The following is a 25,107-nucleotide window of genomic DNA, read 5'->3' as shown; positions in this document are numbered from 1 at the left end:
GGCGTCCTAGGATCGGAGCCGTGAGCATCCTGGAGGAGAAGATCGCCCGGCTCGACGGCACCGCGACCACGCTCGGCGACATCACCGCCGGCCGCCCGGCGCTGCTGGTCAACGTGGCCAGCCGGTGCGGGCTCACCCCGCAGTACGCCGGGCTCGAGCGGCTCCAGGAGGCGTACGGCGACGAGGCGTTCACCGTCGTCGGCTTCCCGTGCAACCAGTTCCTGGGTCAGGAGCCAGGGAGCGCCGAGGAGATCCAGGAGTTCTGCTCCTCGACGTACGGCGTGACCTTCCCGATGACCGAGAAGATCGAGGTCAACGGCGAGGACCGGCACCCCGTCTACGCCGCGCTGACCCGGACCCCAGACGAGAAGGGCGAGGCCGGCGACGTGGCGTGGAACTTCGAGAAGTTCCTCCTCGCCGCCGACGGCAGCATCGTGGCGCGCTTCAGCCCCACCGTCGAGCCCGAGGACGAGCGGATCCTCGAGGCGGTCAGGGCGCTGGCGTCGGCCTGAGCCTGCCGCTGACCGGCCTGGCGACCCGACCCGTGATCGGCGGCAGGTCCGCCAGGGTGACGATCCCGGGCGGCGCGGCCACGACGTACGGCACCGCGTTGGTCACCGGCATCGCCGTGTAGACCATCCCGAGGCCCATGAAGCCGGGCTCGTCCCAGTCCGCCGGCGGCAGGCAGTGCAGCACCGTGCGCATGTTGGGCAGGCCGAAGACCTGGATGACGTGGCCGTGCTGCAGCGGCTTGGGCGGGACCGTGTGCGCGCCCATGATCCAGTTGAAGCCGACGCTCACGACGTTCTGCTCGCCCGCCCAGGCGCGGTGGTGGCCCATGACCCCACCGACCGTGCCCGCCGGGATGGTCATGAAGCCGAGGTCGCTGTCGCCCGTCGCCGCGGTGAACTCGACGTCGAAGGTGACCCGGTCCACCACCGCGCCGATCGCCTGCGCCAAGAGCACGGCCGACTCGGCGAAGACCTCGGACTCCCTCCGGACGCTCTCCGCGAGCCCTGCGGTGTCCGGGTCCCGGCCGAAGCCCATCGCACGCTGGGTCTCGGCCGACTCGTACGTCGAGCAGTCCACCGACTCGGTGATGACCATCGAGTCGACCCGCTCGCAGGCCCCGGTCAGGACCATCCCGACCAGGTTGGTCATGCCGGGGTGGGCGCCCGAGCCGAAGATCGTGCTCCGGCCCCGCTCGCAGGCCTCCTGGATCCGCCGCCGGTCGCGCTCGGTCTGCTTGCCTCCGGTGATCCACGCGGCGCTGGTGCACACGTTGACGCCCGCCTCGAGCAGGGTGACCAGCTCGTCGACGTCCGGCCACAGCGGGTTGTAGCAGCAGGCGTCCGGCTCCGCCCTCAGCAGCTCCGCGACGTCGTTCGTCGCGAGGACGCCGGTCGGCTCGGGCCAGCCGCACAGCTCGGCCGCGTCGCGCCCGACCTTGTCCGCGCCGTGGGCGTAGACGCCGACCAGCTCCAGGTCGTCGCGGCTGAGGACGGCGTGCAGCGAGCGGCGGCCGATGTTGCCGGTGGTCCACTGCACGACCCGGAGCGTCATGCTCCGGCACCCTAGCGGCTCACTAGAACGTGTTCTAGAAAGCCTTCCGCACCGCGGCCATGTCGGCCCCGCCGTGGCCCTGCTCGCTGGCCCGCCTGAAGAGGCCCTGCAGCGCCTCGAGGAGCTCGGCGCTCACGCCGCCCTCGTCGGCGGCCTGCCGGATCAGCCCGAGGTCCTTGCTGATGCCGTCGACGTCGAAAGCCACCGGCATCTCGCCGCTGATCATCGCGTCGCCCTTGAGCTGCGCGTACGCCGCGTCCGTGGGCGAGCCCTCGATGGCGTGCAGGAACAGCCGCGGGTCCAGGCCGAGGCCCTCGGCCAGCGCCACCGACTGCGCGGTGGCCGCCGTGATCGAGGCGACCCAGGCGTTGCAGGCCAGCTTGAGCCGGCTGGCCATCCCCACCTCGTCACCGACCCAGACCGTCTTCGCGCCGATCGCGTCCAGCACCGGCTGCGCCTCGTCGCGGTCCGCGGGGTCGCCCGAGGCCAGCACCGTGAGCTTGCCCTCCTCGGCCGGCTTGCGGGTGCCGAGCACGGGCGCGTCCAGGACCCGCAGCCCGCGGCTCCGCGCCGCGTCGGCCACCCGCGGCTGCTCCAGCCCGACCGTCGTGCTCTGCACCAGCAGCACGCCCTGGCCGAAGCCGTCGGCCGCCTCGTCCAGGACCGCCAGCACCGAGTCGGCGTCGAACAGCATCGGCAGCACCACCTCCGCGCCCCTGACCGCCTCGGTCGCGCTGTCCGCCACCGTCGCGCCGTCCTCGGCCAGCGGCTCGGCCTTGTCGCGCGAGCGGTTCCACACCCGCACGTCGAAGCCGTGCTGCACCAGCTGCCGGGCCATCCCGGCGCCCATCTTCCCGGTCCCCAGGACCGCCACCGTCGTCACGAGGGGGCGGTACCCCGGCAACCCCGGGGGCCGCCCGCCGCCGACGCGACCTCGGGTGGCCGGGTGGGCGCGCACGCTGGCCCCCGGTCGGTCCGTCGGGCGGGCGTCAGCTCTGGACGGCGAGCGTGAGCGGGAGCACGTCGGCGGCGCCCGCGCGCCGGATGGCCCGGGCGGCCAGCGTGAGCGTCCAGCCGGTGACCACCAGGTCGTCCACGAGCAGCACCCGGGCCCCTGCGGGCACCTCGGCGTGCAGCGAGGCGCGGCGACCGGCGGCGGCCACCCGCTGGGCGGAGTTGACCGCACCCTGGCTGGGGGCGACGTCGGGGTCGACGATGGCCCAGTGGCCGACGACCGGCACCCCGAGACGGCGGGACAGGCCGGCGGCCAGGTCCTCGGTGAGGGTGGGCCGGGTGGCGGACTCGACCACCACGATGGCGTCGACCTCGGGGCGCCAGTCGTCGAGGACGCGCAGCACGGCCTGGACGAGCGGGACCGGCACGGGGCCGTCGGGCGTCTCGGGCCGGAACAGCGCGCGCAGCGACTGACCGTGGCCGAGGTCGGTGAGGCGGGCGATCGCGCGGCCCTCACCGGCGGCCTCGTCGGCGGCGATGCGGCCCTTGAGGTCGATGCCCAGGGCGGCCAGGGCGGTGGGCCACATCTTGCGCGGCTCGACGGGCACGCCGGGCCGGGCCAGCCGGGTCTCGGCCTCCTCGATGGCGGCGGCGGACACGGTGGTCGCCAGGGTGAGGCCGCCGCAGTTGTCGCAGCGCCCGCAGTCGGCGGCGTCGGGGTCGTCCAGCTGCTCGCGCAGGTAGCGCATCCGGCACTCGGTGGTGTCGAGGTAGGCCAGCATCGCAGCCTGCTCGCGCTCGCGGGCCTCGCGCACGCGCTGGTAGCGCTCGGCGTCGTAGCTCCACGGCTGGCCGGTCGACTCCCAGCCGCCGCGGACCCGGCGCACCGCTCCGTCGACGTCGAGGACCTTGAGCATGGTCTCGAGCCGGTTGCGGGTGAGCTCGACCCGGCTCTCCAGGGCCGCCGTGCTGAGCGGTGCGCCCTCCGCGGCCAGCACCTCGAGGGTCTGGCGGACCTGCGCCTCGGGCGGGAAGGCCAGCGAGGCGAAGTAGGCCCAGATGTCGCGGTCCTCGATCGCGGGCAGCAGCACCACGGTCGCCTCGTCCGTCCCGCGGCCCGCGCGGCCGACCTGCTGGTAGTAGGCCACCGGCGACTGCGGGGCGCCCATGTTGACCACGAAGCCGAGGGTGGCGTCGAAGCCCATGCCGAGCGCGCTGGTGGCCACCAGCGCCTTGACCCGGCCGGCGGCGAGGTCCTGCTCGAGGGCGTGGCGCTCGGTGGCCTCGGTCTGGCCGGAGTACGCCGCGACGTCGTGCCCGCGCGAGCGCAGGTAGTCCGCGATCTCCTGGGTGGCCGCAACCGTGAGGCAGTAGATGATGCCGACGCCGGGCTGCTCGGCCAGGTGGTCGGCCAGCCAGGCCAGCCGCTGCTCGGGCGTGCGCAGCCGGACCACGCCGAGTCGCAGCGACTCGCGGTCCAGCGAGCCGCGCAGGACGAGGACGTCGGTGCCGAGCTGCTCGGCCACGTCCTTGGTCACCCGCGCGTTGGCGGTGGCCGTGGTGGCGAGCACCGGGATGCCGGCGGGCAGCTCGCCGAGCAGGGTGCGGATCCGGCGGTAGTCGGGCCGGAAGTCGTGACCCCAGTCGGAGATGCAGTGCGCCTCGTCGACCACCAGCAGGCCGCAGGTCGCGGCCAGCCGCGGCAGCACCTCGTCGCGGAAGCCCGGGTTGTTGAGCCGCTCGGGGCTCACCAGCAGCACGTCGACCTCGCCGGCGCGGATCTGGTCGTGGATCGGCTCCCAGTCCTGCATGTTGGTCGAGTTGATGGTCACCGCGCGGATGCCGGCGCGCTCGGCCGCCGCGATCTGGTTGCGCATCAGGGCCAGCAGCGGGCTCACGATCACCGTCGGCCCGGCGCCCTGGGCGCGCAGCAGCAGCGTGGCCACGAAGTAGACCGCCGACTTGCCCCACCCGGTCCGCTGCACGACCAGCGCCCGGGCGCGCTGCACGGCGAGCGCCTCGATCGCGCGCCACTGGTCCTCGCGCAGGGTGGCGTCGTCGCGGCCCACGAGCGCGCGCAGGTGCCGCTCGGCCTCCTGGCGGACGTCGCTCTGGACGTCGTCCTGGGCTGCGGTGGTCATGCGCCCTGTCTACCAGCGGCGACCGACGGCACGGCCGGGCTCTCCACAGGCGTGGTTGGCTGGCCGGGTGGTCGAGCTGCCCCCGCGCCGGATCCTGGTCGTCGCCAGCGCCCTGGTCGCCCTGCTCTTCTCACCGGTCCTGGTCTGGACGGTGCGCCACGCGGCCGCGGGCGCGCCGGCGCGGGAGGTCGTGGCCGGCGCGCTGGGCAGCGTGCTGCTGTGCGGCGTACCTCTCTGGGGCGCGGTGCTGTTCGCCCGCCAGCACGTGTACGTCGGCCCGGACGCCGTCCAGGTGCGCTACGGCGAGCGCGTGGTCCGCGAGCTCCGGTTCGCCGACCTCACCGAGGTCCGCACGACCCGCAGCGGCGCCGTGGAGTCGGTGCTGCTCGTCGGCTCCGGCGCGGACGGCCGGCCGCGCGGGATCAAGGTGACCCGCAGCCAGGTGCAGAGCCTCGAGCCGCTGCTCGACGCGCTGCGCCCCGAGCTCGGCCGGCGCCCGCAGCTGCGGACCACCCGCGGAGGTTAGGCCCAGGTCTCCGCGGGAAGGACCGCGGTCATGCTCACCTCGTCGTCCCGCCGCCTCGCCGCCGCCGCCGTCAGCACCCTCGCCGCCCTCACCGCCGCCTGCGTCGCGGCGGCCGCACCGGCGCACGCCGCCGACTGGACCACCGTGCTGTCGGTGCACAAGGCCAAGACCCAGCTGTGCAAGACCCCCGTCCCCGGCGGCTACCGGGTCAAGATCCGCCTCGACGACCGCACCAGCGACCACGCGCACCTGGCCGGCATGAGCACGGGCGCCGAGGGCGCCTCGGTCGACGTCAAGGCCGCCGCCGGCGAGGTCTCCAAGGTCAGGTCGCTGGTGGTCCGGCGCGGCGACGACCTGGTCGTCGGCATGGGCGAGCCCACCGGCGAGGGCATGGGCGGCGACCAGTCGCTGACCCGGATCGGCGCCTGCTAGGCGGCCGGCCCCTTCTCCCGCACGTCGGCGACCGACTGCATCGCCGTGCGCAGCTCGCCCAGCCAGTCCTCCTCGTGCTGGCCGACCAGGCGTACGCACCAGGCCAGCGCGTCCGAGCGCGACCGGGCCACGCCGGCGTCGACCAGCGTGTCCAGGACCAGCCGCTGGGGCTGGCGCAGCCGGGTCATCACCGGCGCCGCGACGTGCGTCCACAGCTCGCTGTGGTCGCCGACGCTGACGCCCCAGGACACCTTGGCCTCGTAGCGGTGCTCGGCCTCGCGGGCGATCTCCACCCGCTGCTCGCGGGTCTGCTCGCGGAACTGCTTGGCCCGACCGGCGCGCGCCTCGGCGCGGGCGGCCTCGGAGGAGCCGTCGAGCTCGACGTCGGGGACGGTGAGCCGGACGGTGATCTCCTCGCGGTCGATCGTGATGTCCGCGGGGGCCGCCTGCCACTCCGCGGGGAGCCGGCCGGCGAACCAGCCGGCCACGCGCTCTCGCGCCTCGTTCGTAATCATGATTACATGCTTACACCGCAGCACCGAGTGGGACAAGAGAGGGTGGCGTCATGGGCGTGGACGAGCCAGGAGTGCCGACGCTGTACGACTGGGCCGGCGGCCGTACGCCGATCCGCCGGTTCCTCGACGCCTTCTACGACCGCGTCGAGCAGGACGCGGAGCTGGGACCGTTCTTCCCCGGCGGCGTGAGCGAGGAGCACCGCGCCCACGTCACCGACTGGTGGTGCGAGGTGCTGGGCGGGCCGGCGACCTACACCGCCGAGCACGGCGGCTACGCGCACATGCTGGCCCACCACCGCGGGCTGGGCATCACCGCGGCGCAGCGGCACCGCTTCGCCTCCACCATGAGCCTGGCCCTCGACGACGCCGGGCTGCCCGCGGACCCGGAGTTCCGCGCCGCGGTCGTGGGGTACGTCGAGTGGGGCACCCGCCTGGCCATGCACAACTCCCAGCCGGACGCGGCCGACGTGGTGGGCGACGCGCCCGTCCCGCGCTGGGGCTGGGGCGTGGCCCCGCCCTACGAGGGCTGAGGTCAGCCCGCCAGCCACGCGCGGGCCAGCGCGACCCGGTTGGGGAGTCCGGCCCGCCCCAGCACGTCGCTCACGTGGCGCTCGACGGTCCGCTCGCTGAGGGCGAGCCGCGCGGCGATCTCGGCGTTGCGCAACCCGTCCGCGACCAGAGCGGCGACGTCCCGCTGCCGGGAGGTGAGGCGGTCGCGGGCCAGCCGGGCTGGTCCGGGAGGCCCGGCGCGGACCGCGGCGGGCAGGGCCGAGCGGGTGGCCACCCCGAAGGCGGCGAGCACCCGCGACAGGTGCGCCCGCACCGTGTGGTCGCTGACGTGCAGCGCCTGCGCGACGGCGTGGTTGCTCAGTCCTGCGGCCACCAGGCGGGCCACGTCGGCCTCGCGCTCGGACAGCCCGGCCCAGCCGCTGCCGGCCAGCGGAGGCAGCCGCAAGCCCGCCGCCCGCAGCTCGCGGGCCGCGGCCCGCCGGGCCATCCCGTGGCCCCGCTCCTCGGCGGCGGCGACCATGGCGCGCAGCGCGCGGACCGCGTCGGCCGACGAGTGGCCGGGGTGCTCGAGGCGGGCCCGGTTGAGCACGATCTCCGCCTCGGCGTGCTCGATGACCCGGTCCACCTCCCCGGCGCGCGCGAGCGCGCGCTCGCCCCAGGCCACCGCCTCGTCCGCCCGCCCGGCGAGGAGGGCGACCCGGCTCAGCGCCCGCGCGGCGGTGGAGTCGGCGATCGGGGAGGCGAGCAGCGGCGCGATCTGGTCGGCCCAGGTCTCGGCAGCATCCAGGTCGCCGTGCGCGACCGCGAAGCTGACGAGCGCCTCGAGCGCCAGCGCCCGGTCCACGACGTTCAGCCGCGACAGCTGCTCGTCCCCGCCCGCGAGCAGCACCCGGCGGGCCGCGGCGCTGGTGTCCTGCAGCGCGACCTCGCCGTACGCCGCCAGCAGGTGCGCGCCGACGGCGAGGTGCCCCTCGGGCGCACCGATGGCATCGACCGTGGCCACGAGCCGCCGGACCTCGGTGGCGTCCGCGTCGTTGCCCCGGACCAGAGCGGAGGTGGCGGCGACCAGCGCGGCGAGCAGGGGCTCGGTGGGCGGCGGGATGCCGGCCACCACGGCTCCGGCCGCGGCGATGTCGCCGCGGAAGGCCAGCAGCCGCGCGCGGCAGACGGCCACCGCCGCCCCGAACGGGTGACCGACGCTCGCCCAGACCCGCGGGCCGAGCCGGTCGGCGATCGACGCGGCGAGGTCGAGGCGGGCGTGCGCCATCGTCGCCTCGACGAGGAGGTAGCCCGCGAACCGGCCGAGCGGCGTGCCCGGATCGGGCAGCGCAGACTCGCCCAGGCGGGCCAGGAGCGCGCCGGAGTCCCGGCCGGGGTCCCCCGACGCGGACCACAGCGCCGCGGCGTACTGCAGCCAGCCGGCCTCTGGGTCCCCCGCCGGCGGTGGGGGCAGCGGCGCGCGCCACCGCTGGGTCAGCACGGACGCCCACAGCTCGAGCCCGCGGGCCCACTCCGCGTCCCCTGGGGGAGGCGACCACGACGACACCCGGCCGGCCACCGCGGCGTCGAGCAACCCGTGGAGGGCCGCCTCGCGTGTCGTCGTCACCCGGCGAGCGTAGGTCCGGCACCGTGCGGATGTAGACGTTCCACGCATGCGCCGGAGCCGGTCCCGGACCTAGGTTCCGCGCATGCCACGCTCCCTCTCCGCACCCGCCGCCGCCCTGGTGCTGGCCGCTGCGGTCGTCGTCTCCGCCACCGGCGGGGCGGTCGCCGGCTCGCTGATCACGGGCAAGCAGATCAAGGACGGCTCGCTCACCGGCAAGGACGTCAAGGACTCCTCCCTCGCCCTGGCCGACCTGGCGCCGGACGCCCGGGTGCCCGGACCGGCCGGGCCCGCGGGCGCCACCGGACCCGCCGGCGCCGCTGGACCGGCCGGTCAGCCTGGCCAGACCGGGCCGACGGGCCAGACCGGCCCGCCCGGACCGGCCGGGGTGTCGGGCTACGTCATCGTCGAGGGGTTGAGCGCGGTGGTGGCGAGCGGTCAGACCGCCAGCACGTCCGCCACCTGCCCGGCCGGCAAGAAGGCGGTCGGGGCGGGGGCGTACTGGGCCAACAACCCGACGGCCGTGAAGCTGTGGCCGGTGGGCGGCACGTCGTCGACGACGTGGTTCGCGCAGTCGGTCAACACCTCGGCCGGCAACGACCTGATCACCATGTCGTTGATCTGCGTCACCGCCTGAGGCTCACCAGATCCGGACGCGCTGCTCCGGGTCGAGCCACAGACCGTCGCCCTCGCGGGTGCCGAAGACCTCGTGGAACTCGTCGAGGTTGCGCACGATGTTGGCGCGGAACTCCGGCGGGCTGTGCGGGTCGATGGTGAGGTACTGCTGGGCCTGCTCGAGGCGGCGCTTGGTGCGCCAGCAGTAGGCCCAGTTCATGAACAGCCTCTGCCGGTCCTCGGCGCTGGCCTCGCCGCCGTTCGCGATGAGGAAGGCCTGGTGGCCGATGGTGAGCCCGCCGAGGTCGCCGATGTTCTCGCCGACGGTGAGCGAGCCGTTGACGTGCTCCTCGGGCAGGTCGCGCGGGGAGAACGCGTCGTACTGCGCGATGAGCGCCTGCGACTTCACCTCGAAGGCCGCCTTGTCCTCCGGCGTCCACCAGTCGTTGAGGTTGCCGCGGCCGTCGTACTGCGCGCCCTGGTCGTCGAAGCCGTGGCCGATCTCGTGGCCGATGACCGCGCCGATGCCGCCGTAGTTCTCGGCCGGGTGGGCGTCGGGCGAGAAGAACGGCTTCTGCAGGATGCCGGCCGGGAAGCAGATCTCGTTGGTGCCGGGGTTGTAGTAGGCGTTCACGGTCTGCGGGAGCATGAACCACTCGTCGCGGTCCACCGGCGAGCCGATCTTGGCCAGCTGCCGGTCGGTCTCGAAGGCCGCGGACGCAGCGACGTTGCCGAGCAGGTCGTCGGGGCGGACCTGGAGCGCGGAGTAGTCGCGGAACTTCTCCGGGTAGCCGATCTTGGGCCGGAAGGTGTCGAGCTTCTCGTAGGCCCGCTGCTTGGTCTCCTCGGTCATCCAGTCGAGCCGGCTGATCGAGGAGCGGTACGCCGCCAGCAGGTGGGCGACCAGCTCGTCCATCTGCTGCTTGGAGCTCGGCGGGAAGTGGCGCGCGACGTACTCCTCGCCGACGGCCTCGCCCAGGGCCCCCTCGACCAGGCCGACGCCGCGCTTCCAGCGCGCACGCAGCTCGGGGGTGCCGTTCAGGGTGCGGCCGTAGAAGTCGAAGTTGGCCTCGACGAAGTCGTCGGTGAGGTACGGCGCCGCGCTGCGCAGCACCCGGGTGAGCAGCCAGGTCCGCCAGTCCTCGATGGCGACCTCGCCGAGCACGGTCGAGAGGTGCTCGAAGTACGACGGCTGGCGCACGCAGCTCTCGAACAGCAGGTCCTCGGCCTCGCGCGCCGATGCGCTGAGGTTGGTCGCGTAGACGTCCCAGTCGAAGCCCGGGCACAGCTCGCGCAGCTCGGCGACGGTCGTGAGGTTGTAGGTCTTCTGCACGTCGCGGGTCAGCGACCGCTCCCAGTGACCCTCGGCCAGCCGGGTGTCGATGCGCAGCACGGTCTGCGCGCCGGCCTCGGGGTCGTTGCCCTCGACCTGGTCCTGGACCAGGCGCAGGATCGTGGTGAGGTAGCCGACGTAGGCCTCGCGGACCGACGCGAACTTCTCGTCGCGGTAGTAGGACTCGTCCGGCAGCCCCAGCCCGCCCTGCACCAGGTGGAACAGGTAGCGGTCGGAGTCGCGGTCGTCGGTGTTGACGTAGGAGCCGAACAGCCCGTGCCCGCCGATGCGCTCGAACTCACCCAGGAACGCCGCCACGTCGCGGGTGTCGCGCAGCGCGGCCACGGCGTCCAGCAGCGGCTTGATCGGGCGCGTGCCCAGCCGCTCGATGCGCTCGGTGTCCATGAAGGAGGCGAACAGGTCGCCGATCTTCTGCGCGTTCGGGTCGAGGTCGCCCTCGGTGGCCGCCGCCGCCTTCGCCGCGAGGTCCTCGATGATCCGGTGGACCTGCTCCTCGGCCACGTCGGCCAGCTGCACGAACGGACCCCAGCTCGACCGGTCGCTCGGGATGTCGGTCTCGACCAGCCACCGGCCGTTGACGTGCCCGAACAGGTCGTCCTGCGGCCGTACGTCGGGGTCCATGCCCTCGCGGGCGTCGTCCAGGATGCTCACGCCACACGACACTAGTTGGTCTGGACACACGGGCTAGGTTCGGCTCATGAGCGACCTCCGCGTGGTGGCCACGATCCCGACCGACCCTGCGGCGGCCGAGGCCGTCCGAGCCGGGCTCGCCGACCTCCTCGCGGCGACCCTCGAGGAGGAGGGCTGCCTCGGCTACGAGGTCTACGAGTCGGCCGCCCAGCCCGGCGTCTACGTGACCATCGAGTCCTGGCGCAGCCAGGAGGACCTCGACGCGCACGTCGCGACGCCGCACGTCGCCCGGGCCTTCGAGACCCTGGGCGGCGTGCTCACCGGCGAGGTGGCGATCCACCCGCTCACGCCGGTCGGCTGATCAGCTCTCGAGCGCGGCGTCGAGGGTGATGTCGACGCCGGTGAGGGCCTTGCTGATCGGGCAGTTGGCCTTGGCCGCCTCGGCGGCCTCCTTGAAGCCGGCCTCGTCGAGACCGTCGACCTCACCGCGGACGGTGAGCTTGATGCCGGTGAGCCTGAAGCCGCCGTTGGCGCTGTCCGGGCCGAGCGAGACGTCGGCCTGCACGTCGAGAGCCTCGGGGGTGCCGCCGCGCTGGGCGATCTCGGCGCTGAACTGCATGGCGTAGCAGGAGGTGTGCGCCGCGGCGATGAGCTCCTCGGGGCTGGTGGTGCCGCCGGCGTCGTCGGCTGCGCGCTTGGGGAAGGACACGTCGTAGGTGCCGACCTTGCTGGTGGTGAGCTCGACCTGGCCCGAGCCCTGCTCGAGGGTGCCGTTCCAGGCGGTGCGTGCGGTGCGAGTGGGCATCAGCGTCTCCTTCGTGAGTTTGTCTTGTGCACAAGATACTTGCGCACAAGGTATCTTAGGTCAAGAGCGACGTGGTGAGACCCGAGCCACAGGAGGACCGATGACCGACGAGCGCGTGCTCGACGACCTGCTGTGCTTCGACCTGTACTCGCTGTCGCGCACGGTCACCGGCCTCTACCGGCCGGTCCTGGAGCCGCACGGCCTGACCTACCCCCAGTACCTCGTCCTGGTCGCGCTCACGCGGCTCGGGCCCACGTCGATCGGCGAGATCGGCCGCGCCACCCGCCTCGACCACGGCACGCTCACGCCGCTGCTGCGGCGGATGGCCGACCGTGGCCTGGTCGCCCTCGAGCGCGACGCGGCCGACCGGCGGGCGGTCACGGTCTCGCTCACCGAGGCCGGCGAGGCCCTGCGCCCGGTCCTGCACGACGCCCAGTGCCACCTGGGTGAGCAGCTCGGGCTCACCGAGACCCAGCTGATCCGGCTCCAGTCCTCCTTGCACCGGCTGGCCGACCACCTCGACCAGCTGGACCCGGTGTCGTGACGCTCTTCGCCCGGCCGGTCGACGTCGTGGACCGCGAGCCGGTCCGGGTCATGCAGGCCACGTGCGCCGACGAGCTGGGCGAGATCCAGCGGCTCTGGCCGTGGTTCGAGGAGCTGGTCGGGCTGCGCGGACGCCGGATGTACGCCGTCGCGGACGAGGCCGCCGCGACGTACACCACCTGCACCCCGGTGCGACCCGACGACGACCCCGCCGCGCTCGGCCTCGGGGTCGGCGCCCTGCCCGGCGGACGGTTCCGGCGCGGCCGCCTCAGCGGCGGGCCGCCCGAGGTCTACGCGCACATCGGCCCGGGCTTCGACGAGCTGGCGGCGGCGGGCGACGTCGACCCCAGTCGCCCGCTGGTGGAGTTCTACCGCCGGCGAGACCAGGTCGAGCTGTGGCTGCCGGTCAGGTCCGGAACACCCCGCCCCTGAGCTCGGGCACCACGGACGCGGCGTCCAGCTCGGCCGCGAGCGTGACGTCGGCGCCGTAGCCGATCGCGTGCAGCTCCAGCGCGCCGGCGACCTCGTGCAGCCCCGACGGGAGCGGCGCGGCGCGGAACGCCGCGGCGGCCACCCGGGCCTCGGGCGACAGGTCGGCCTCGGGCAGCAGGGCCAGCACGGCGCCGGCGCCCCAGAGGTCCTCGGCGCACGGCCGCAGCGAGCCGTCCGGCCAGCGCTCACCCGCAGCGACGACGGCCACGGTGGCCGACGCGTCGAGCCAGGCGGCGACGGCGGTGCGGTTGCGCAGGCACCCGGCCACGACGCGGGCGCCGGTCTCGGCCAGCCCGAAGGCGAGGGCCGAGCCGTTGGGCGAGGGGACGACCAGCTCCTCGACGTGCGCGCGCTCGGCCATGGCGCTCGGCGCCAGCCCGCGGCCCCGGTGACCGGCGTCCTCGGCCGGGCGCCACGGGGACGGCCGGACCGCGATCCCCCGCTCGGCGGCGATGGTCACCGTGGTGGTGAAGGACAGCACGTCGACGACCACGGCCACGTCGGCAGCGACCGCGGCGGCCCCGGTCGGCCCCCAGTCGAAGCGGACCCGGTGGCCGCGCTGGCGGTGCGCCTCCAGGAAGGTCACCGCAGGTGCACGACCGACTTGCCGAGGGTCTTGCGCTGGTCCATGTCGATCAGGGCCTGGCCGAACTCCTCCATGGCGTACGTCGTGCCGACGGGCGGCTTGACGACGCCGGACTCGATCATCGGGACCAGCTCGGCCCACTGCTGGTGCATGAAGCCGGGGCGGACCATCGCGTAGGCGCCCCAGCCCACGCCGCGCACGTCGATGTTGTTCAGCAGCAGGCGGTTGACCTTGACCTCGGGGATGCCCTGACCGGCCGCGAAGCCGACGACGAGCAGCCGGCCCTGCGGCGCCAGCGAACGCAGCGAGTCGGTGAAGACGTCGCCCCCGACCACGTCGACCACCACGTCCACACCGCGGCCGTCGGTCAGGCCGGCGACGGCGTCCTTGAAGCCCTCGAGCAGGACGACCTCGTCGGCGCCGGCCGCGCGCGCGACCTCGCCCTTGGCCTCGCTGCTGACCACGGCGATGCTGCGCGCGCCGTACCCCTTGGCCACCTGGATGGTCGCCGTGCCGACCCCGCCGGCCGCGCCGTGGACGAGCACGGTCTCGCCCGCGCGCAGGCTCCCGCGGTCGGCCAGCGCGAACTGGGCGGTGAGGTAGTTCATCGGCAGCGCCGCGCCCTCGTCGAAGGACAGCACGTCCGGCAGGGCGAAGACCGAGTCGCGGTGGCACGCGGTCAGCTCGGCGGCGTTGCCCCAGCCGCCGACGCCACACACCCGCTGCCCGGGCTCGAACCCCGGCCCGGAGACGACGACCCCGGCGAAGTCCACGCCGAGCGTGAACGGCGGCTCGGGCTTCATCTGGTACTCGCCGCGGCTCAGCAGCAGGTCCGGGAACGACGTCCCGACGGCGTGCACCTCGACCAGCACGTCGTCCGGGCCGGGCTGCGGCTCCGCGACGTCGCGCACCTGCAGGTGCTCGGGACCGGTGAGCTCGACGACCTGGACCGCACGCATGTCCCGGAGGCTACTGGCCCGCGCCCCAGCCATCCGACCGGTCCCCCGGCGCCGAAGCACCGGCATGAGGCGCGCCTCGGACCTGGCTGCCGCGGCGCTCATGCACGCCTCGGCCCGCTTCACCGTGAGGTACGGCGCGGACCTGCGCTTCGCCGGCCGCGACCTGCCGCGCCCGCGCCGGGTCCGGGCCACCACCCGCTACGGCACCGTCCCGGTCCGCGTGTACGGCGAGCTCGGCAGCCCGACGTACGTCCACAGCCACGGCGGGGCCTGGCTGATGCGCCACCCGGGGATGGACGACTTCTGGTGCCGCTACGTCGCGGCGCGGGCCGGGGTGAGCGTGGTCAACGTCGACTTCCGGGCGGCGCCGTACGTCACCTACCCGGTCGCCCAGCACGAGGTGCACGACGCGGCCGCGTGGGTGGCCGGCCACGGCGCGCCCGTGGCCGTCGGGGGCTTCTCCTCCGGCGGTGGCCTGGCCGCGGCCGCGTGCCTGCAGGCCCGCGACCGGGGCAGCTTCGAGCCGGTGCTGCAGGTGCTCGGCGTCCCCGCCCTCGACCTGGCCTCGCCGGTCGACCCGGACGTCCCGGGGATGGTCTCGCCGTCCCTGCGCGGGCTGGTCCGCCGCGTCTACTTCCCCGACCCTACGACCCGGGCGGCGGCGTACGCCTCCCCGGTCCTGGCCCCGGACCTCTCCCGGCTGCCGCCCGCGGTGGTGCTCACCGCTGAGCGGGACGCGTTGCGCGCCGACGGCCTGCGCTACGTCGAGCGGCTGCGGGCCGCCGGCACCGACGTCGTGCACGACGAGACGCCGGGCGCCGACCACTACTTCCTGACCGCCGACCTCGACCGGGCCCGGACCACCATGGCCCTGGCCGCCGTCGAGATCGCGCGGCGCCTCCACGCACCCTAGGTTGGCGGCGTGACGCGGGTGCTGGTGACCGGGATGTCCGGGGCCGGGAAGACCACGCTGCTCGACGAGCTGGCCCGGCGCGGGCACCGCACGCTGGACACCGACCACGGCGGCTGGGTGCGCAGCGACGGGCGCTGGGACGAGCCGCGGATGGCCGCGCTGCTGGCCGAGCCGGGCGACCTGGTGGTGAGCGGGACCGTGGACAACCAGGGCGCGTTCTACGACCGGTTCGACCACGTGGTCCTGCTCAGCGCGCCCCTGGAGGTGCTGCTGGAGCGGGTCCGGTCCCGGACGACCAACCCCTACGGGAAGCGCGGCGAGGAGCAGGCCGAGATCGCGGCGTACGTCGAGAGCGTGGAGCCGCTCCTGCGCCGGGGCGCGAGCCGCGAGCTGGACGGGCGCGCGCGGGTCGCGGACCTGGCCGACGCGGTGGAGGCGCTGCTCAGTCCTCGCGCGCGTTGACGTCGGGCGAGCCGCCGCCACCGGGGGTGACCAGCTCGGCCATCTCGAAGTGCATGGGGTCGGTGAAGTTCCAGTCGCCGCCCCAGGCGAAGCCCCACTTCTTGAATGTGTCGACCACGCCGCGGTCCATCTCGCCGACGGTGCCGCGCTGGTTGCCGGGCACGTTCATGTCCAGGGCCAGGCCGAACGCGTGGTTGGACAGGGTGTTGGTCCCGGCGATGAAGCGCGGGTAGTAGCAGCCGGCGTACTCACCCGGGTGGATCTTGTCCGCCAGCCCGCGGTCGATGACCTCCTGGAGGGCGGCCTTGAGCTGCGGGAAGATCAGCCGGTTGCAGGTGACCTGGCCCAGGATCGGGACGGTCTCGGTGGTGATGTGGTCGGCCACCCAGCCCTGGTCGGGGGCGATCCGGCCGCCGGCGAGCACGGTGTACCTGAAGACGCCGACCGCGTCGGCGACCGTGCCGGTGACCACGGCGACCTGCTGGGCGCCGGGGTCGAGGCCGATGCGCGAGGCCTTGTCCACCGGCGTGATCGCGGCGTCGGCGCCGAGCAGCGGGGTGAGCCGCTCGATGACCGCCTGGGGCGCGGCGCCGCCGGTGCGGATGAGCATGGCGTTGTCGGGCTTCATCCCGAGCGTCTTGACCCAGGTCTGGTTGACCACCGCGTCGACGAGGGGCTGCTGGTCGACGTAGGCCCCGATGTGCACCGCGGGCGCGTCGTCGGCGCCGCCCAGGCGCAGGTAGCCCTGGGCGTCGGGCGGGAACTTGTCCTTGAGCCGCGGCTTGAGGGCGAGCTCGCCGCCGGCGACGCGGGCCCAGGCGTTCTGGTAGTCCGGGCTGTCCGAGCCCGGCACGAAGCTGCGGTAGTCGGCCGGGTCCAGGGCGGCGATGCGGACGGCCTGGTTCTCGATCACGGCCTCGGACAGGGCCAGGGTGGTCACGCTGGTGACGCCGCGGACGCCCTCGACCTGCTCGAGCAGGTCGGCGTCCGCGCTGTCGGGCAGCACGACGAGGATGTCGGCCGGCGCGAGCAGACCCGGACCGCGTGGCCCGGGGGCCGGGACGGCGTGGTCCTCGGCGACGGCGGGGTCCGCACTGCTGCCCGGGGCGGCGGCCCCGGTCGTCGAGGCGGTCGGCCCGGCGGAGGAGCCGGGGTCCGAGGAGCAGGCCGCGGGCAGCACGAGAGCCGCGACCGCCACGGTCGTCAGCAGCGCGCGCTTCGCCACAAGCCCTCCCCTCGTGCCACCAGGGTAGGCGGCAGTCAGGAGTCGGGGTACCCGTTCAGCCGCGCCGGCGCTTGATCTCCTCGTTGATGGCCGGCACGACCTCGTGCAGGTCCCCGATCACGGCGTACGTCGCCCGCGTCACCATCGGCGACTCCGCGTCGGTGTTGATCGCGAGGATCGTCTTGGCCGACGAGCAGCCGGCCCAGTGCTGGATGGCGCCGCTGATGCCGCACGGGATGTAGAGGTCGGGGCTGATCCGGGTGCCCGTCTGGCCGACCTGCTCGTGGTGCGGGCGCCAGCCGGCGGCGGTGACCACGCGGGAGACGCCGAGCGCCGCGCCGAGCAGGGAGGTGAGCTCCTCGAGGTCGCCGAAGCCGTCCGGGCCGCCGGCGCCGCGACCGGCGCCGACGACGACGCGGGCCGACTTGAGCCCGCTGCCCTCCTCGGCCTCGAGCTTCTCCACCGACTGCACGCGCGCGACCAGGTCCTCGGCTGCGACCTCAGGCGTGTGCTCGACGACGTCGGCCGCGCCCGGGCTCTCGGCCGGCGCCGCCTCGACGGCGTGGCCCGCCACGGTGAAGACCGCGGGCCGCTGGTCGAGGACCATCTCCTCGAGCGCGGCACCGCCGACCACCTGGCGGGTGACCTGGAACGGCGACAGCCCGTCGAAGGACAGCACGTTGGCGGCCATGGCCACGCCCGCGCGGGCCGCGACGTGGGCCATCAGCTCCATGCCGCGGTCCGACCCGGGCGCCATCACGACGACCGACTTCGCGGCCTGCCGCACGGTGAGGATGGCCGAGGCCCAGCCCGCGCCGGAGTACGCCGCGACGGCCTCGCCGCCGACCTGGTACACCGTGCGCACGCCGTACGCCGCCAGGTCCTTGCGCAGGTCGTCGCCGACCTCGCCGAAGACCACCGCGTCGACCGGCACGCCGCCGCCCTCGGCGGACAGCTTGCGGGCGAAGGTGAGGCCCTCCAGGGAGGTCTCGGCGGCCGAGCCGTCGAGCTCCTTCTCCACGACCGTCAAGATCATCGGGCCAGCACCCCCAGCTCCTCCAGGATGTCCACGACCGCGGGCGCGGCGGCCGCGCCCTCGCCGAGGATCTGCACGTTCGACGGCACCGGCGGCGGCAGCGTCATCCGGACCCGCTTGGCGCCGCTCGGCTCCGCGGACGGGGTCCGCTCCTCCACGGCGACCTTCTTGGCCTTCATCCGGCCCGGCACGCTCGGGTAGCGCGGCTCCACGCCGCCCTCGCGCACCGTGACGATGGCCGGCAGCGGCACCCGGTAGGTCTCGGTGCCCTCGGGGCCCTCGCCGCGGGCGACGACGTGGTCGTCCTCGACCGAGAGGGTGCGGGCGCCGTTCACGACCGGACGGCCCAGCTCGTAGGAGAGCCGGATGCCGACCTGGAAGTCGCCGCTGTCCGCGGCGTCGTTGCCCAGCAGGATCAGGTCGTGGCTGGTGCCCTCGGCCTCGTGGGCCCGGACCACCGCGGCGATCTCGCGGGCCACGTCGGCCGGGCCGAACGTCGACGGCTCCGCCTGGACCAGCGTGGCCGCGGTCGCGCCGACGGCCAGCGCGTTGCGCAGCTGCTCGACGGCCTCGGCGTCGCCGAGGGTCAGCACGGAGGCCTGGCCGCCGCCGGCCGCGGTGACCTGCACCGCGAGCTCGACGGCGCACTCCTCGTGCGGGCTGGTCGTGAAGCCGGCGAACCGGCCGTCGACGGCCTGGCCGTCGTCGGTCAGCACGACCTCGCTGGAGGAGTCCGGGACCCGCTTGATGCAGACCAGGACGTTGGCCGCCACGTCAGCGCATCCGCTCGTTGCTGGGGTCGAACAGCGCGGTGGCGTCGACCGAGCCCACGACGACGGGGTAGAGCTCCTCCATGTACGACACGGCCAGCTCGTTGCCGACCGTGGCCGCCTCCGGCGGGAGGTAGGCCAGCAGCACGTGCTTGCCCAGCGACGGCGCGGAGCCGGCGGTGGTGACGTACGGGTGGTGGCCGTGGCCGTCGGTCAGGGTGCCGCCGTCGCGGGTCAGGATCGGCTCGCCGCCGAGCATGTAGCGCTTCGTCCCCGACGCGGAGGTGTGGTCCTCGACGGTCAGCGTGCAGAGGACGGCCTTCGGGGCCTCGTCGCGCTGGGCGAGGTACTTCGCCTTGCCGGTGAAGTCGGCCGCCTTGACCTTGGGTCGCTGCATGCCGGCCTCGACGATGGTGCGCTCGCCGTCCAGCTCGTAGCCGTAGGCGCGGTAGCCCTTCTCGATGCGGCCGGTGGTGCCGTAGACGCCGATGCCGACCGGGCGGGTGCCGTGCGAGTCGCCGGTCTCGAGCAGCGCGTCCCAGAGGGCGGCGGCGTCGGCGAAGTCGACGTACAGCTCCCAGCCGAGCTCGCCGACGTAGGAGATGCGCGACGCCAGGACCTGGGCGCCGTTCACCGTGATCTCGCGACAGGTGAGCATCGCGAACCCGGCGTCGGAGACGTCGTCGCTGGTCAGCGAGGCGAGCACCTCGCGGGCCTGCGGGCCCCACAGGCCGATGGTCGAGACCGAGTCGGTGACGTCGGTGAGCGTGGCCTCGCCGGTGAGGTGGTCGCGGAACCACTTGCGGTCGGCCGGGCCGTGCGCGCCGCCGGTGACCACGCGGAAGTGGTCGTCACCGAGCCGCATCACGGTGAGGTCGGAGCGGAAGCCGCCGTTGGCGTCGAGCACCGGGGTGTAGATGACCTTGCCCACCGCCACGTCGCACTGGGCGACGCAGGTGCGCTGGACGCTGTCGAGCGCGCCCGGACCCTCGATGTCGAAGATCTGGAACGCCGTGAGGTCGACGACGCCGGCGGCCTCGCGCATGCGCAGGTGCTCGGCGTTGATGATCGGGCTCCACCAGCGCGAGTCCCACTCGTGCTCGCGCGGCATAGTCGCGTCGCCGTACTGCTCGACGAGGTCGGCGTTGGACTCGTACCAGTGCGGGCGCTCCCAGCCGGCGGTCTCGAAGAAGAACGCGCCGAGCTTCTGCTGGCTCTCGTGCATGGGCGAGAGGCGCTGGTTGCGGTCGGACTCGTACTGCTCGGCCGGGTGCACGATGCCGTAGGTCTTGATGAACGACTCGGTGGTGCGCAGCTTGGTGTGCTCGCGCGGCTTCTGGTGCTCGTGGAAGCGGGCGATGTCGCTGTGGCTGATGTCGATCTCGCTGAAGCCGTGGGTCATCCACTCCGCGACGGCACGGCCGACGCCCGGGCCCTCCTTGATCCACACCGCCGCCGCGGTCCAGAGGCCCTTCACGTCGGACTCACCCAGGATCGGCAGCCCGTCGGCGGTCAGGGAGAGCAGGCCGTTGATGGCGTAGCGCATCTCCGCGCCCTCGGCGCCGAGCAGCTCGGGCATCAGCTCGTAGGCCTGCTCGAGCTGGGTGTCGAAGTCGTCGGAGGTGAAGGGCAGCTCGGTCGGGCTGAGCTTGGACTGCTCGATCGAGGGGATGTCCTCGGGCTCCATCAGGATCGCCCGGTGGGCGTAGGAGCCGACCTCCATGTCGGCGCCGTGCTGGCGCTCGTAGCAGAAGGTGTCCATGTCGCGCACGATCGGGAAGGTGATCTCACCCTCGGTCTCGGCCAGCTGCGGGCACGGGCCGACCGAGATCATCTGGTGCACGGCGGGGGTGAGCGGGAGGCTCACGCCGGCCATGTCGGCGATCTTGGGGCTCCAGACGCCGCACGCGATGACCACGGTCTCGGCCTGGATCGTGCCGCCGTCGGTCACGACCGCGGTGATCGTGCCGTCGGTGACCTCGAGGTCGGTCACCTCGACGTTCGGGACGACGGTGAGCACGCCCTTCTCCAGGGCCCGCTCGCGCATGATCGTGCCGGCGCGCAGGGAGTCGACGACGCCGACGCCGGGCTGCCAGAAGGCGCCGATGATCTGGTCCTTGTCGAGGAACGGGACCTTCTCCTGCACGAACTCCGGGGAGACCAGCTCGGCCTCGATGCCCCAGGCCTTGGCCGAGGACATGCGGCGGCGCAGCTCCTCCATCCGCTCCTCGGTGCGGGCGACCTCGAAGCCGCCGGGCTCGATGAGCACGCCCATCTCGCGGTACTGCGCCACCGAGTCCAGCGTGAGGTCGGTGATCTCACGCGAGTGGTCGGTCAGGAAGATGAAGTTCGAGGCGTGGCCGGTCGAGCCACCCGGGTTGGGCAGCGGGCCCTTGTCGATCTGGACGATGTCGGTCCAGCCGAGCTCGGCCAGGTGGTGGACCAGGCTGTTGCCGACGATGCCCGCGCCGATGACGACGCACTTGGCCTGGGTGGGGACCTCTGCCACGTGTACTCCTCGATGATGCACGTGTTGCGCATGACGCAATCGCGTGCGCGATGTGGAACACGAGAAGTGTGGACCCGCCCCGCGGCAGTGGTCAACCTCCGGCGCGGCCTCGGATCAGTCGTCGAGGAACGGGTAGTCGGTGTAGCCCTGGGCGCCCCCACCGTAGAACGTGTCGGGGTCCGGCTCGTTGAGCTCGGCGCCGCTCTGCCACCGAGCGGGCAGGTCGGGGTTGGCCAGGAAGAGCCGGCCCACGGCGACCGCGTCGGCGAGGTCCTTGTCGAGGATCTCCTGCGCGGACTCGCGGGTGGTGATCTCGCCGAAGCCGTCGTTGGCGATGACCACGCCGCCGAAGGAGCGGCGCAGGTCCTGGACCAGCTCCTGCTTCGGGTCGGCGAGGACGCTCAGGTAGGCCAGCCCGAGGGGCGCGAGGCCCTCGACCAGCAGCCGGTACGTCGCGGCGACGTCGGCCGGGTCCTCCTCGGTGGCGCCCTGGATGTTGTGCGCGGGCGAGATGCGGATGCCGACCCGGTCGGCGCCGATCGCGTCGGCCACCGCCCGGGTGACCTCGAGTGCGAACCGGACCCGGTTCTCCGGCGAGCCGCCGTACTCGTCGGTGCGGTGGTTGGAGCCCGGCGCCAGGAACTGGTGGATGAGGTAGCCGTTCGCGCCGTGCACCTCGACGCCGTCGAGGCCGGCCTCCACCGCGTTGCGGGCGGCCTGCACGTAGCCCTCGACGACCGAGGGGATCTCCTCGACGGTGATCGCGCGCGGGGTGGGGTAGGGCTTCATGCCGTCCGCGGTGAACATCTCGTCCGGGGCCGCCACCGGGCTCGGGGCGATGATCTCCTCGCCGCCGGTGTTGTCGGGGTGCGAGATGCGACCGACGTGCATCAGCTGCGCGACGATCCGGCCGCCGTTCGCGTGCACGCCGTCGGCGACCCGGCGCCACCCGGCCAGCTGCTCCTCGGTGTGGAAGCCCGGGGTGTCCAGGTAGCCCTGGCCCTCGGCGGTGGGCTGGCTGCCCTCGGTGATGATGAGGCCGGCCGAGGCGCGCTGGGAGTAGTACTCCACGGCGAGGTCGCCGGGCACGGTGCCCTCGGCACGGTTGCGGGTCAGCGGTGCCATCACGAGCCGGTTCGGCAACGTCCACGCGCCGACGGTCAGGGAGTCGAAGAGATCAGCCATGACCGGTACAGCGCTCCAGGGCCCCAGGCGTGTTCCGGGCAGCACTGGTGAGGAGTCTCACCAGCACTGCCCGGATCGACCTACGGGCCGTCGGGGTAGCGCTGGGCGTGCTCGACCGCGCGCCGCACCCGCGAGGGCAGCGTCGACTCGAAGGTCTCCTCGCGCAGCGCCTTGAGCAGCGAGACGCACATGCCGATCAGCACGAGCATGAACGGCGCCGCGACCAGGATGACCAGGGTCTGCAGGGCCGCGAGACCACCGGCCCACAGCAGCACCGCGGCCACCGCGCCGGTGGCCACACCCCAGAACACGATGAGCCAGCGGTGCGGCTCCTCGGTGCCGTTCTGGCTCAGCTGGCCCATGACGATCGAGGCCGCGTCCGCGCCGGTGACGAAGAAGATCGCCACCAGGAACACCGCCAGGGCCACGGTCAGCCCACCCCACGGGAACTCGCGCAGCAGGTCGAAGAACGACGACTCCAGCGCGATGCCGCCGCTCGAGGTCGTGGGCGGGTCCCAGCCCTGGTTGAGCTGCAGGTCGATGGCCGAGCCGCCCAGGATCGCGAACCACACGAAGGACACCAGGCTCGGCACCACGATGACGTAGACGACGAACTGCCGGATGGTGCGGCCCTTGGAGATGCGCGCGATGAACATCCCGACGAACGGCGTCCAGCTGATCCACCAGGCCCAGTAGAAGATCGTCCAGCTGCCGAGCCAGGAGCTGGCCTCGGAGTCGTAGACGCCGGTGTTGAACGACATCGCCGGCAGGTGGGTGAGGTAGTCGCCGACCGTGGTGGTGAAGGTCCCCATGATGAACACCGTCGGACCGACCACGAACAGGAAGAAGACCAGCAGCGCCGCGGCCACCGCGTTGGCGTTGGACAAGAACTTGATGCCCCGGTCCACGCCGGAGACGGCCGAGAGGACGAAGCAGGCCGTCAGCACGGCGATCACCGCCACGGCCAGCGTCTTGCTGCCTCCGCCGCGGTCGAAGACGTCGTCGATGCCGCCGGTGATCTGCAGCGCCCCGAGGCCCAGCGAGGTGGCCGAGCCGAACAGGGTCGCGAAGATCGCGATCACGTCGATGGCCTTGGCCGGTCCGTGCCGGTCGCCCAGGAGCGGGCGGAAGGTCGCCGAGATCAGGTTGCCGGTCCCGCGGCGGTAGGCGAAGTAGCCGATCGCGAGCCCGATCACGGCGTACATCGCCCACGGGTGGAAGCCCCAGTGGAAGAAGGCGTACTGCATCGCGCTCTCCGCGGCCTCGGGCGTGCCGCCCTCGCCCTCGCCGAGGGGCGGGGTGTTGAAGTGCGTCAGCGGCTCCGCGACGCCCCAGAACATCAGCCCGATGCCCATGCCGGTCGCGAACATCATCGAGACCCAGGAGAACGTCGAGAACTCCGGCTCGGAGTCGTCCGGGCCGAGCTTGATGTTGCCGTAGCGGGTGAGCGCCAGGTAGGCCGAGAAGACCACGAACCCGGCGCTGGTCAGGACGAACAGCCAGCCGAAGTGGCCGGTCACCCAGTTCAGTGCGGAGGTGGACTTCGCGGCGAAGTCCTCGGGCCAGACGGCGCCGGCGGCGACGACCGCCAGGGCCAGGGCGGCGGCGACCCCGAAGACGGTCCAGTCGACCGGGAGGTGCCGCTCGGGGTGCTGTCCGGCCGCGACGGGCCGGTCCTGCGTGTCGGTCATGTGCTGTTCCCTCCGAGATGGGTGGCCGGGCCCGTCGAGCGGTGCTCGTCGGGCCCGGCCGGGTGCCTCAGCTGAGCCAGGCGTCCACCTTGTCCTGGTTGTCGGCGACCCACTTGGCGGCGGCGTCCTCCGGCGACATCTTGTCCTCGGAGATGTACTTCGCCACGACGTTCTGGTCGTCGTTGGTCCAGCTGAACTTCTTGAACAGGTCCTGCGCCGGGCCGCCCTCGTCGAGCCACTTCGTGGCCGCGACCTTCTGCAGGTCGGTGGTCGGGTAGTCGCAGGCGACCTTGGCCGGGTCGTCCTGGCAGCCGTCGGTGTACGGCGGCAGGGCGACGCGCTGCAGGTCGATGTCGGCGAAGAGCCACTGCGGCTCGTAGAAGTAGCCGATGAGGAAGGTGTGGTCCTTCTCGGCCTTCTGGAACGCCGTGATGCTGGCGGCCTCGGAGCCGGAGAAGACCACCTGGAAGTCCAGCCCGAGGTTGCTGATGATCGCCTCGTCGAACTGCACGTAGGACGGGTCCGCCCCGAGGAACTGGCCCTTGCTGCCGGTCTCGGAAGTGGCGAAGTCCTTGGCGTACTTGTTCAGGTTGTTGTAGTCGAGGATGTCCGGGTGCTCCTTGGCGAGCCACGGCGGGACGTACCAGCCGATGATCCCCTCGGCGCCGAGCGAGCCGACGTTGGAGGCACTGCCGTCGCCCTGGTCGGCGAAGAACTTCTTCTCCAGGTCCGGGTGGCCCCAGTCCTCGATGACCGTGTCGACCTCTCCGGTGCCGAAGCCCTGCCAGGAGACGTCCTCCTTGAGCTCCTTGTAGTTCATCTTGCAGCCGAACTCCTGCTCGGCCACCGCGCCGTAGACGTAGGCGTCGGCCTCGTAGCCGACCCACGGGTTGACGGCCATGTTGACCTCGCCGCAGTCGCCCGAGGAGGCCTGCTGGTCCTCGTTGGCCTTGGTCTCCTTGTCGATGGAGCTGTCGCCACACCCGGCGAGCACCATGGCCGCCACGGCGGCCGCGCCGAGGAGGCCGGCGCCCCGTTTGCGGTTCATTCTCATTCCTGACCTCCGGTTGGTTTGCGCTGCTGCGCGT

The 25,107-nt window shown here is 73.3% G+C and carries 26 protein-coding genes; 10 read left to right on the top strand and 16 right to left on the bottom strand.

The features are described 5' to 3' along the window. Positions 1-20: 20 nt before the first annotated feature. Positions 21-512 carry a glutathione peroxidase gene (locus tag G5V58_RS23390; RefSeq protein WP_165237732.1) on the top strand — a complete coding sequence of 164 codons (492 nt, stop codon included), beginning with the start codon at positions 21-23 and terminating at the stop codon, positions 510-512. On the opposite strand, the gene G5V58_RS23385 is transcribed toward G5V58_RS23390, so the two are convergent. The 3 genes from G5V58_RS23385 to G5V58_RS23375 all read right to left on the bottom strand — a co-directional run bounded on the left by G5V58_RS23385 (position 490) and on the right by G5V58_RS23375 (position 4,658). After that, positions 490-1,563: an NAD(P)H-dependent amine dehydrogenase family protein gene (locus G5V58_RS23385; protein WP_165237730.1), complete on the bottom strand. Its 1,074-nt coding sequence runs from the start codon at positions 1,561-1,563 to the stop codon at positions 490-492. The two genes, G5V58_RS23390 and G5V58_RS23385, sit on opposite strands and share 23 nt — an antisense overlap. A 34-nt stretch (positions 1,564-1,597) precedes the next feature. Continuing rightward, positions 1,598-2,446, bottom strand: coding sequence for an NAD(P)-dependent oxidoreductase (locus G5V58_RS23380; RefSeq protein ID WP_230486899.1), 849 nt, complete (start codon positions 2,444-2,446; stop codon positions 1,598-1,600). A gap of 106 nt (positions 2,447-2,552) precedes the next feature. Then, on the bottom strand, positions 2,553-4,658 hold the full coding sequence (locus G5V58_RS23375) for a RecQ family ATP-dependent DNA helicase (protein ID WP_165237728.1): 2,106 nt from the start codon (positions 4,656-4,658) through the stop codon (positions 2,553-2,555). 67 nt (positions 4,659-4,725) lie between these two features. Between G5V58_RS23375 and G5V58_RS23370 the strand changes: the two genes are divergently transcribed. Together G5V58_RS23370 and G5V58_RS23365 are read left to right on the top strand one after the other, a co-directional pair. Next, entirely contained in the window at positions 4,726-5,184 is a 459-nt protein-coding gene (locus G5V58_RS23370) for a hypothetical protein (RefSeq protein WP_165237726.1), read from the top strand. Positions 5,185-5,214: 30 nt separating this feature from the next. Next, positions 5,215-5,616, top strand: a complete 402-nt coding sequence (locus G5V58_RS23365) for a hypothetical protein (RefSeq protein WP_165237724.1) — start codon at positions 5,215-5,217, stop codon at positions 5,614-5,616. Here the strand turns inward: G5V58_RS23365 and G5V58_RS23360 are convergent. Further along, a complete protein-coding gene (locus tag G5V58_RS23360; protein ID WP_165237722.1) occupies positions 5,613-6,131 on the bottom strand; it encodes a hypothetical protein in 519 nt (172 codons plus the stop codon). The two genes, G5V58_RS23365 and G5V58_RS23360, sit on opposite strands and share 4 nt — an antisense overlap. 50 nt (positions 6,132-6,181) lie before the next feature. Between G5V58_RS23360 and G5V58_RS23355 the strand changes: the two genes are divergently transcribed. After that, entirely contained in the window at positions 6,182-6,661 is a 480-nt protein-coding gene (locus G5V58_RS23355) for a group II truncated hemoglobin (protein WP_165237720.1), read from the top strand. Positions 6,662-6,663: 2 nt separating this feature from the next. On the opposite strand, the gene G5V58_RS23350 is transcribed toward G5V58_RS23355, so the two are convergent. Next, positions 6,664-8,247, bottom strand: coding sequence for a LuxR family transcriptional regulator (locus G5V58_RS23350; protein ID WP_165237718.1), 1,584 nt, complete (start codon positions 8,245-8,247; stop codon positions 6,664-6,666). Positions 8,248-8,329: 82 nt separating this feature from the next. Here G5V58_RS23350 and G5V58_RS23345 point away from each other — a divergent pair, with 82 nt between their 5' ends. Next, positions 8,330-8,881, top strand: coding sequence for a hypothetical protein (locus G5V58_RS23345; RefSeq protein WP_165237716.1), 552 nt, complete (start codon positions 8,330-8,332; stop codon positions 8,879-8,881). Positions 8,882-8,884: 3 nt separating this feature from the next. Here G5V58_RS23345 and G5V58_RS23340 read toward each other — a convergent pair whose 3' ends face one another. Further along, positions 8,885-10,864, bottom strand: coding sequence for a M13 family metallopeptidase (locus tag G5V58_RS23340; protein ID WP_165237714.1), 1,980 nt, complete (start codon positions 10,862-10,864; stop codon positions 8,885-8,887). Between the two features lie 46 nt (positions 10,865-10,910). Here G5V58_RS23340 and G5V58_RS23335 point away from each other — a divergent pair, with 46 nt between their 5' ends. After that, positions 10,911-11,204, top strand: coding sequence for a putative quinol monooxygenase (locus tag G5V58_RS23335; protein WP_165237712.1), 294 nt, complete (start codon positions 10,911-10,913; stop codon positions 11,202-11,204). Here the strand turns inward: G5V58_RS23335 and G5V58_RS23330 are convergent, their stop codons facing one another. Further along, positions 11,205-11,648 (bottom strand): OsmC family peroxiredoxin, encoded by a 444-nt coding sequence (locus G5V58_RS23330; protein WP_165237710.1) that lies wholly within the window; start codon positions 11,646-11,648, stop codon positions 11,205-11,207. Between the two features lie 100 nt (positions 11,649-11,748). On the opposite strand from G5V58_RS23330, the gene G5V58_RS23325 reads away from it, so the two are divergent. Together G5V58_RS23325 and G5V58_RS23320 are read left to right on the top strand one after the other, a co-directional pair. Then, positions 11,749-12,192 (top strand): MarR family winged helix-turn-helix transcriptional regulator, encoded by a 444-nt coding sequence (locus G5V58_RS23325; RefSeq protein WP_165237708.1) that lies wholly within the window; start codon positions 11,749-11,751, stop codon positions 12,190-12,192. Further along, on the top strand, positions 12,189-12,623 hold the full coding sequence (locus tag G5V58_RS23320) for a GyrI-like domain-containing protein (protein ID WP_165237706.1): 435 nt from the start codon (positions 12,189-12,191) through the stop codon (positions 12,621-12,623). Before G5V58_RS23325 ends, G5V58_RS23320 begins: the two co-directional genes overlap by 4 nt. Here the strand turns inward: G5V58_RS23320 and G5V58_RS23315 are convergent. Both G5V58_RS23315 and G5V58_RS23310 read right to left on the bottom strand, forming a co-directional pair. Next, on the bottom strand, positions 12,598-13,269 hold the full coding sequence (locus tag G5V58_RS23315) for a 2-phosphosulfolactate phosphatase (RefSeq protein WP_230486898.1): 672 nt from the start codon (positions 13,267-13,269) through the stop codon (positions 12,598-12,600). The genes G5V58_RS23320 and G5V58_RS23315 overlap by 26 nt on opposite strands. Then, positions 13,266-14,228 (bottom strand): NADPH:quinone oxidoreductase family protein, encoded by a 963-nt coding sequence (locus G5V58_RS23310; protein ID WP_165237704.1) that lies wholly within the window; start codon positions 14,226-14,228, stop codon positions 13,266-13,268. The genes G5V58_RS23315 and G5V58_RS23310 overlap by 4 nt, the downstream gene beginning before the upstream one ends. A gap of 64 nt (positions 14,229-14,292) precedes the next feature. Between G5V58_RS23310 and G5V58_RS23305 the strand changes: the two genes are divergently transcribed. Both G5V58_RS23305 and G5V58_RS23300 read left to right on the top strand, forming a co-directional pair. After that, a complete protein-coding gene (locus tag G5V58_RS23305) occupies positions 14,293-15,141 on the top strand; it encodes an alpha/beta hydrolase (RefSeq protein WP_165237702.1) in 849 nt (282 codons plus the stop codon). A 9-nt stretch (positions 15,142-15,150) separates the two neighbouring features. Continuing rightward, entirely contained in the window at positions 15,151-15,603 is a 453-nt protein-coding gene (locus tag G5V58_RS23300; RefSeq protein ID WP_165237700.1) for an AAA family ATPase, read from the top strand. Here G5V58_RS23300 and G5V58_RS23295 read toward each other — a convergent pair. From G5V58_RS23295 to G5V58_RS23265, 7 genes are all read right to left on the bottom strand, one after another. Next, entirely contained in the window at positions 15,584-16,828 is a 1,245-nt protein-coding gene (locus G5V58_RS23295; RefSeq protein WP_230486897.1) for a M15 family metallopeptidase, read from the bottom strand. The genes G5V58_RS23300 and G5V58_RS23295 overlap by 20 nt on opposite strands. Positions 16,829-16,883: 55 nt before the next feature. Then, complete coding sequence (locus G5V58_RS23290) at positions 16,884-17,864, bottom strand: electron transfer flavoprotein subunit alpha/FixB family protein (RefSeq protein ID WP_165237698.1); 981 nt, start codon at positions 17,862-17,864, stop codon at positions 16,884-16,886. Then, complete coding sequence (locus G5V58_RS23285; protein ID WP_165237696.1) at positions 17,861-18,637, bottom strand: electron transfer flavoprotein subunit beta/FixA family protein; 777 nt, start codon at positions 18,635-18,637, stop codon at positions 17,861-17,863. The genes G5V58_RS23290 and G5V58_RS23285 overlap by 4 nt, the downstream gene beginning before the upstream one ends. A gap of 1 nt (position 18,638) precedes the next feature. Next, positions 18,639-21,143, bottom strand: coding sequence for a GcvT family protein (locus tag G5V58_RS23280; RefSeq protein ID WP_165237694.1), 2,505 nt, complete (start codon positions 21,141-21,143; stop codon positions 18,639-18,641). Positions 21,144-21,257: 114 nt separating this feature from the next. After that, entirely contained in the window at positions 21,258-22,328 is a 1,071-nt protein-coding gene (locus G5V58_RS23275) for an alkene reductase (protein ID WP_165237692.1), read from the bottom strand. A gap of 80 nt (positions 22,329-22,408) precedes the next feature. Continuing rightward, complete coding sequence (locus G5V58_RS23270; RefSeq protein WP_165237690.1) at positions 22,409-24,019, bottom strand: BCCT family transporter; 1,611 nt, start codon at positions 24,017-24,019, stop codon at positions 22,409-22,411. A gap of 67 nt (positions 24,020-24,086) precedes the next feature. Beyond that, positions 24,087-25,067: an ABC transporter substrate-binding protein gene (locus G5V58_RS23265; protein ID WP_230486896.1), complete on the bottom strand. Its 981-nt coding sequence runs from the start codon at positions 25,065-25,067 to the stop codon at positions 24,087-24,089. Between the last annotated feature and the right edge of the window lie 40 nt (positions 25,068-25,107).

Origin of the sequence: Nocardioides anomalus, from assembly GCF_011046535.1 — a bacterium.
GTDB lineage: Bacteria > Actinomycetota > Actinomycetes > Propionibacteriales > Nocardioidaceae > Nocardioides > Nocardioides anomalus.
This window is presented reverse-complemented; position numbering and strand designations above follow the sequence as displayed.

What these genes read in the sequence shown, in the direction of transcription:
- G5V58_RS23385 (WP_165237730.1), bottom strand. Translation starts at nt 1,563, where the DNA reads ATGACGCTCCGGGTCGTGCAGTGGACCACCGGCAACATCGGCCGCCGC.
- G5V58_RS23375 (WP_165237728.1), bottom strand. Translation starts at nt 4,658, where the DNA reads ATGACCACCGCAGCCCAGGACGACGTCCAGAGCGACGTCCGCCAGGAG.
- G5V58_RS23365 (WP_165237724.1), top strand. Translation starts at nt 5,215, where the DNA reads ATGCTCACCTCGTCGTCCCGCCGCCTCGCCGCCGCCGCCGTCAGCACC.
- G5V58_RS23360 (WP_165237722.1), bottom strand. Translation starts at nt 6,131, where the DNA reads ATGATTACGAACGAGGCGCGAGAGCGCGTGGCCGGCTGGTTCGCCGGC.
- G5V58_RS23355 (WP_165237720.1), top strand. Translation starts at nt 6,182, where the DNA reads ATGGGCGTGGACGAGCCAGGAGTGCCGACGCTGTACGACTGGGCCGGC.
- G5V58_RS23345 (WP_165237716.1), top strand. Translation starts at nt 8,330, where the DNA reads ATGCCACGCTCCCTCTCCGCACCCGCCGCCGCCCTGGTGCTGGCCGCT.
- G5V58_RS23335 (WP_165237712.1), top strand. Translation starts at nt 10,911, where the DNA reads ATGAGCGACCTCCGCGTGGTGGCCACGATCCCGACCGACCCTGCGGCG.
- G5V58_RS23330 (WP_165237710.1), bottom strand. Translation starts at nt 11,648, where the DNA reads ATGCCCACTCGCACCGCACGCACCGCCTGGAACGGCACCCTCGAGCAG.
- G5V58_RS23325 (WP_165237708.1), top strand. Translation starts at nt 11,749, where the DNA reads ATGACCGACGAGCGCGTGCTCGACGACCTGCTGTGCTTCGACCTGTAC.
- G5V58_RS23310 (WP_165237704.1), bottom strand. Translation starts at nt 14,228, where the DNA reads ATGCGTGCGGTCCAGGTCGTCGAGCTCACCGGTCCCGAGCACCTGCAG.
- G5V58_RS23305 (WP_165237702.1), top strand. Translation starts at nt 14,293, where the DNA reads ATGAGGCGCGCCTCGGACCTGGCTGCCGCGGCGCTCATGCACGCCTCG.
- G5V58_RS23290 (WP_165237698.1), bottom strand. Translation starts at nt 17,864, where the DNA reads ATGATCTTGACGGTCGTGGAGAAGGAGCTCGACGGCTCGGCCGCCGAG.
- G5V58_RS23275 (WP_165237692.1), bottom strand. Translation starts at nt 22,328, where the DNA reads ATGGCTGATCTCTTCGACTCCCTGACCGTCGGCGCGTGGACGTTGCCG.
- G5V58_RS23270 (WP_165237690.1), bottom strand. Translation starts at nt 24,019, where the DNA reads ATGACCGACACGCAGGACCGGCCCGTCGCGGCCGGACAGCACCCCGAG.
- G5V58_RS23265 (WP_230486896.1), bottom strand. Translation starts at nt 25,067, where the DNA reads ATGAACCGCAAACGGGGCGCCGGCCTCCTCGGCGCGGCCGCCGTGGCG.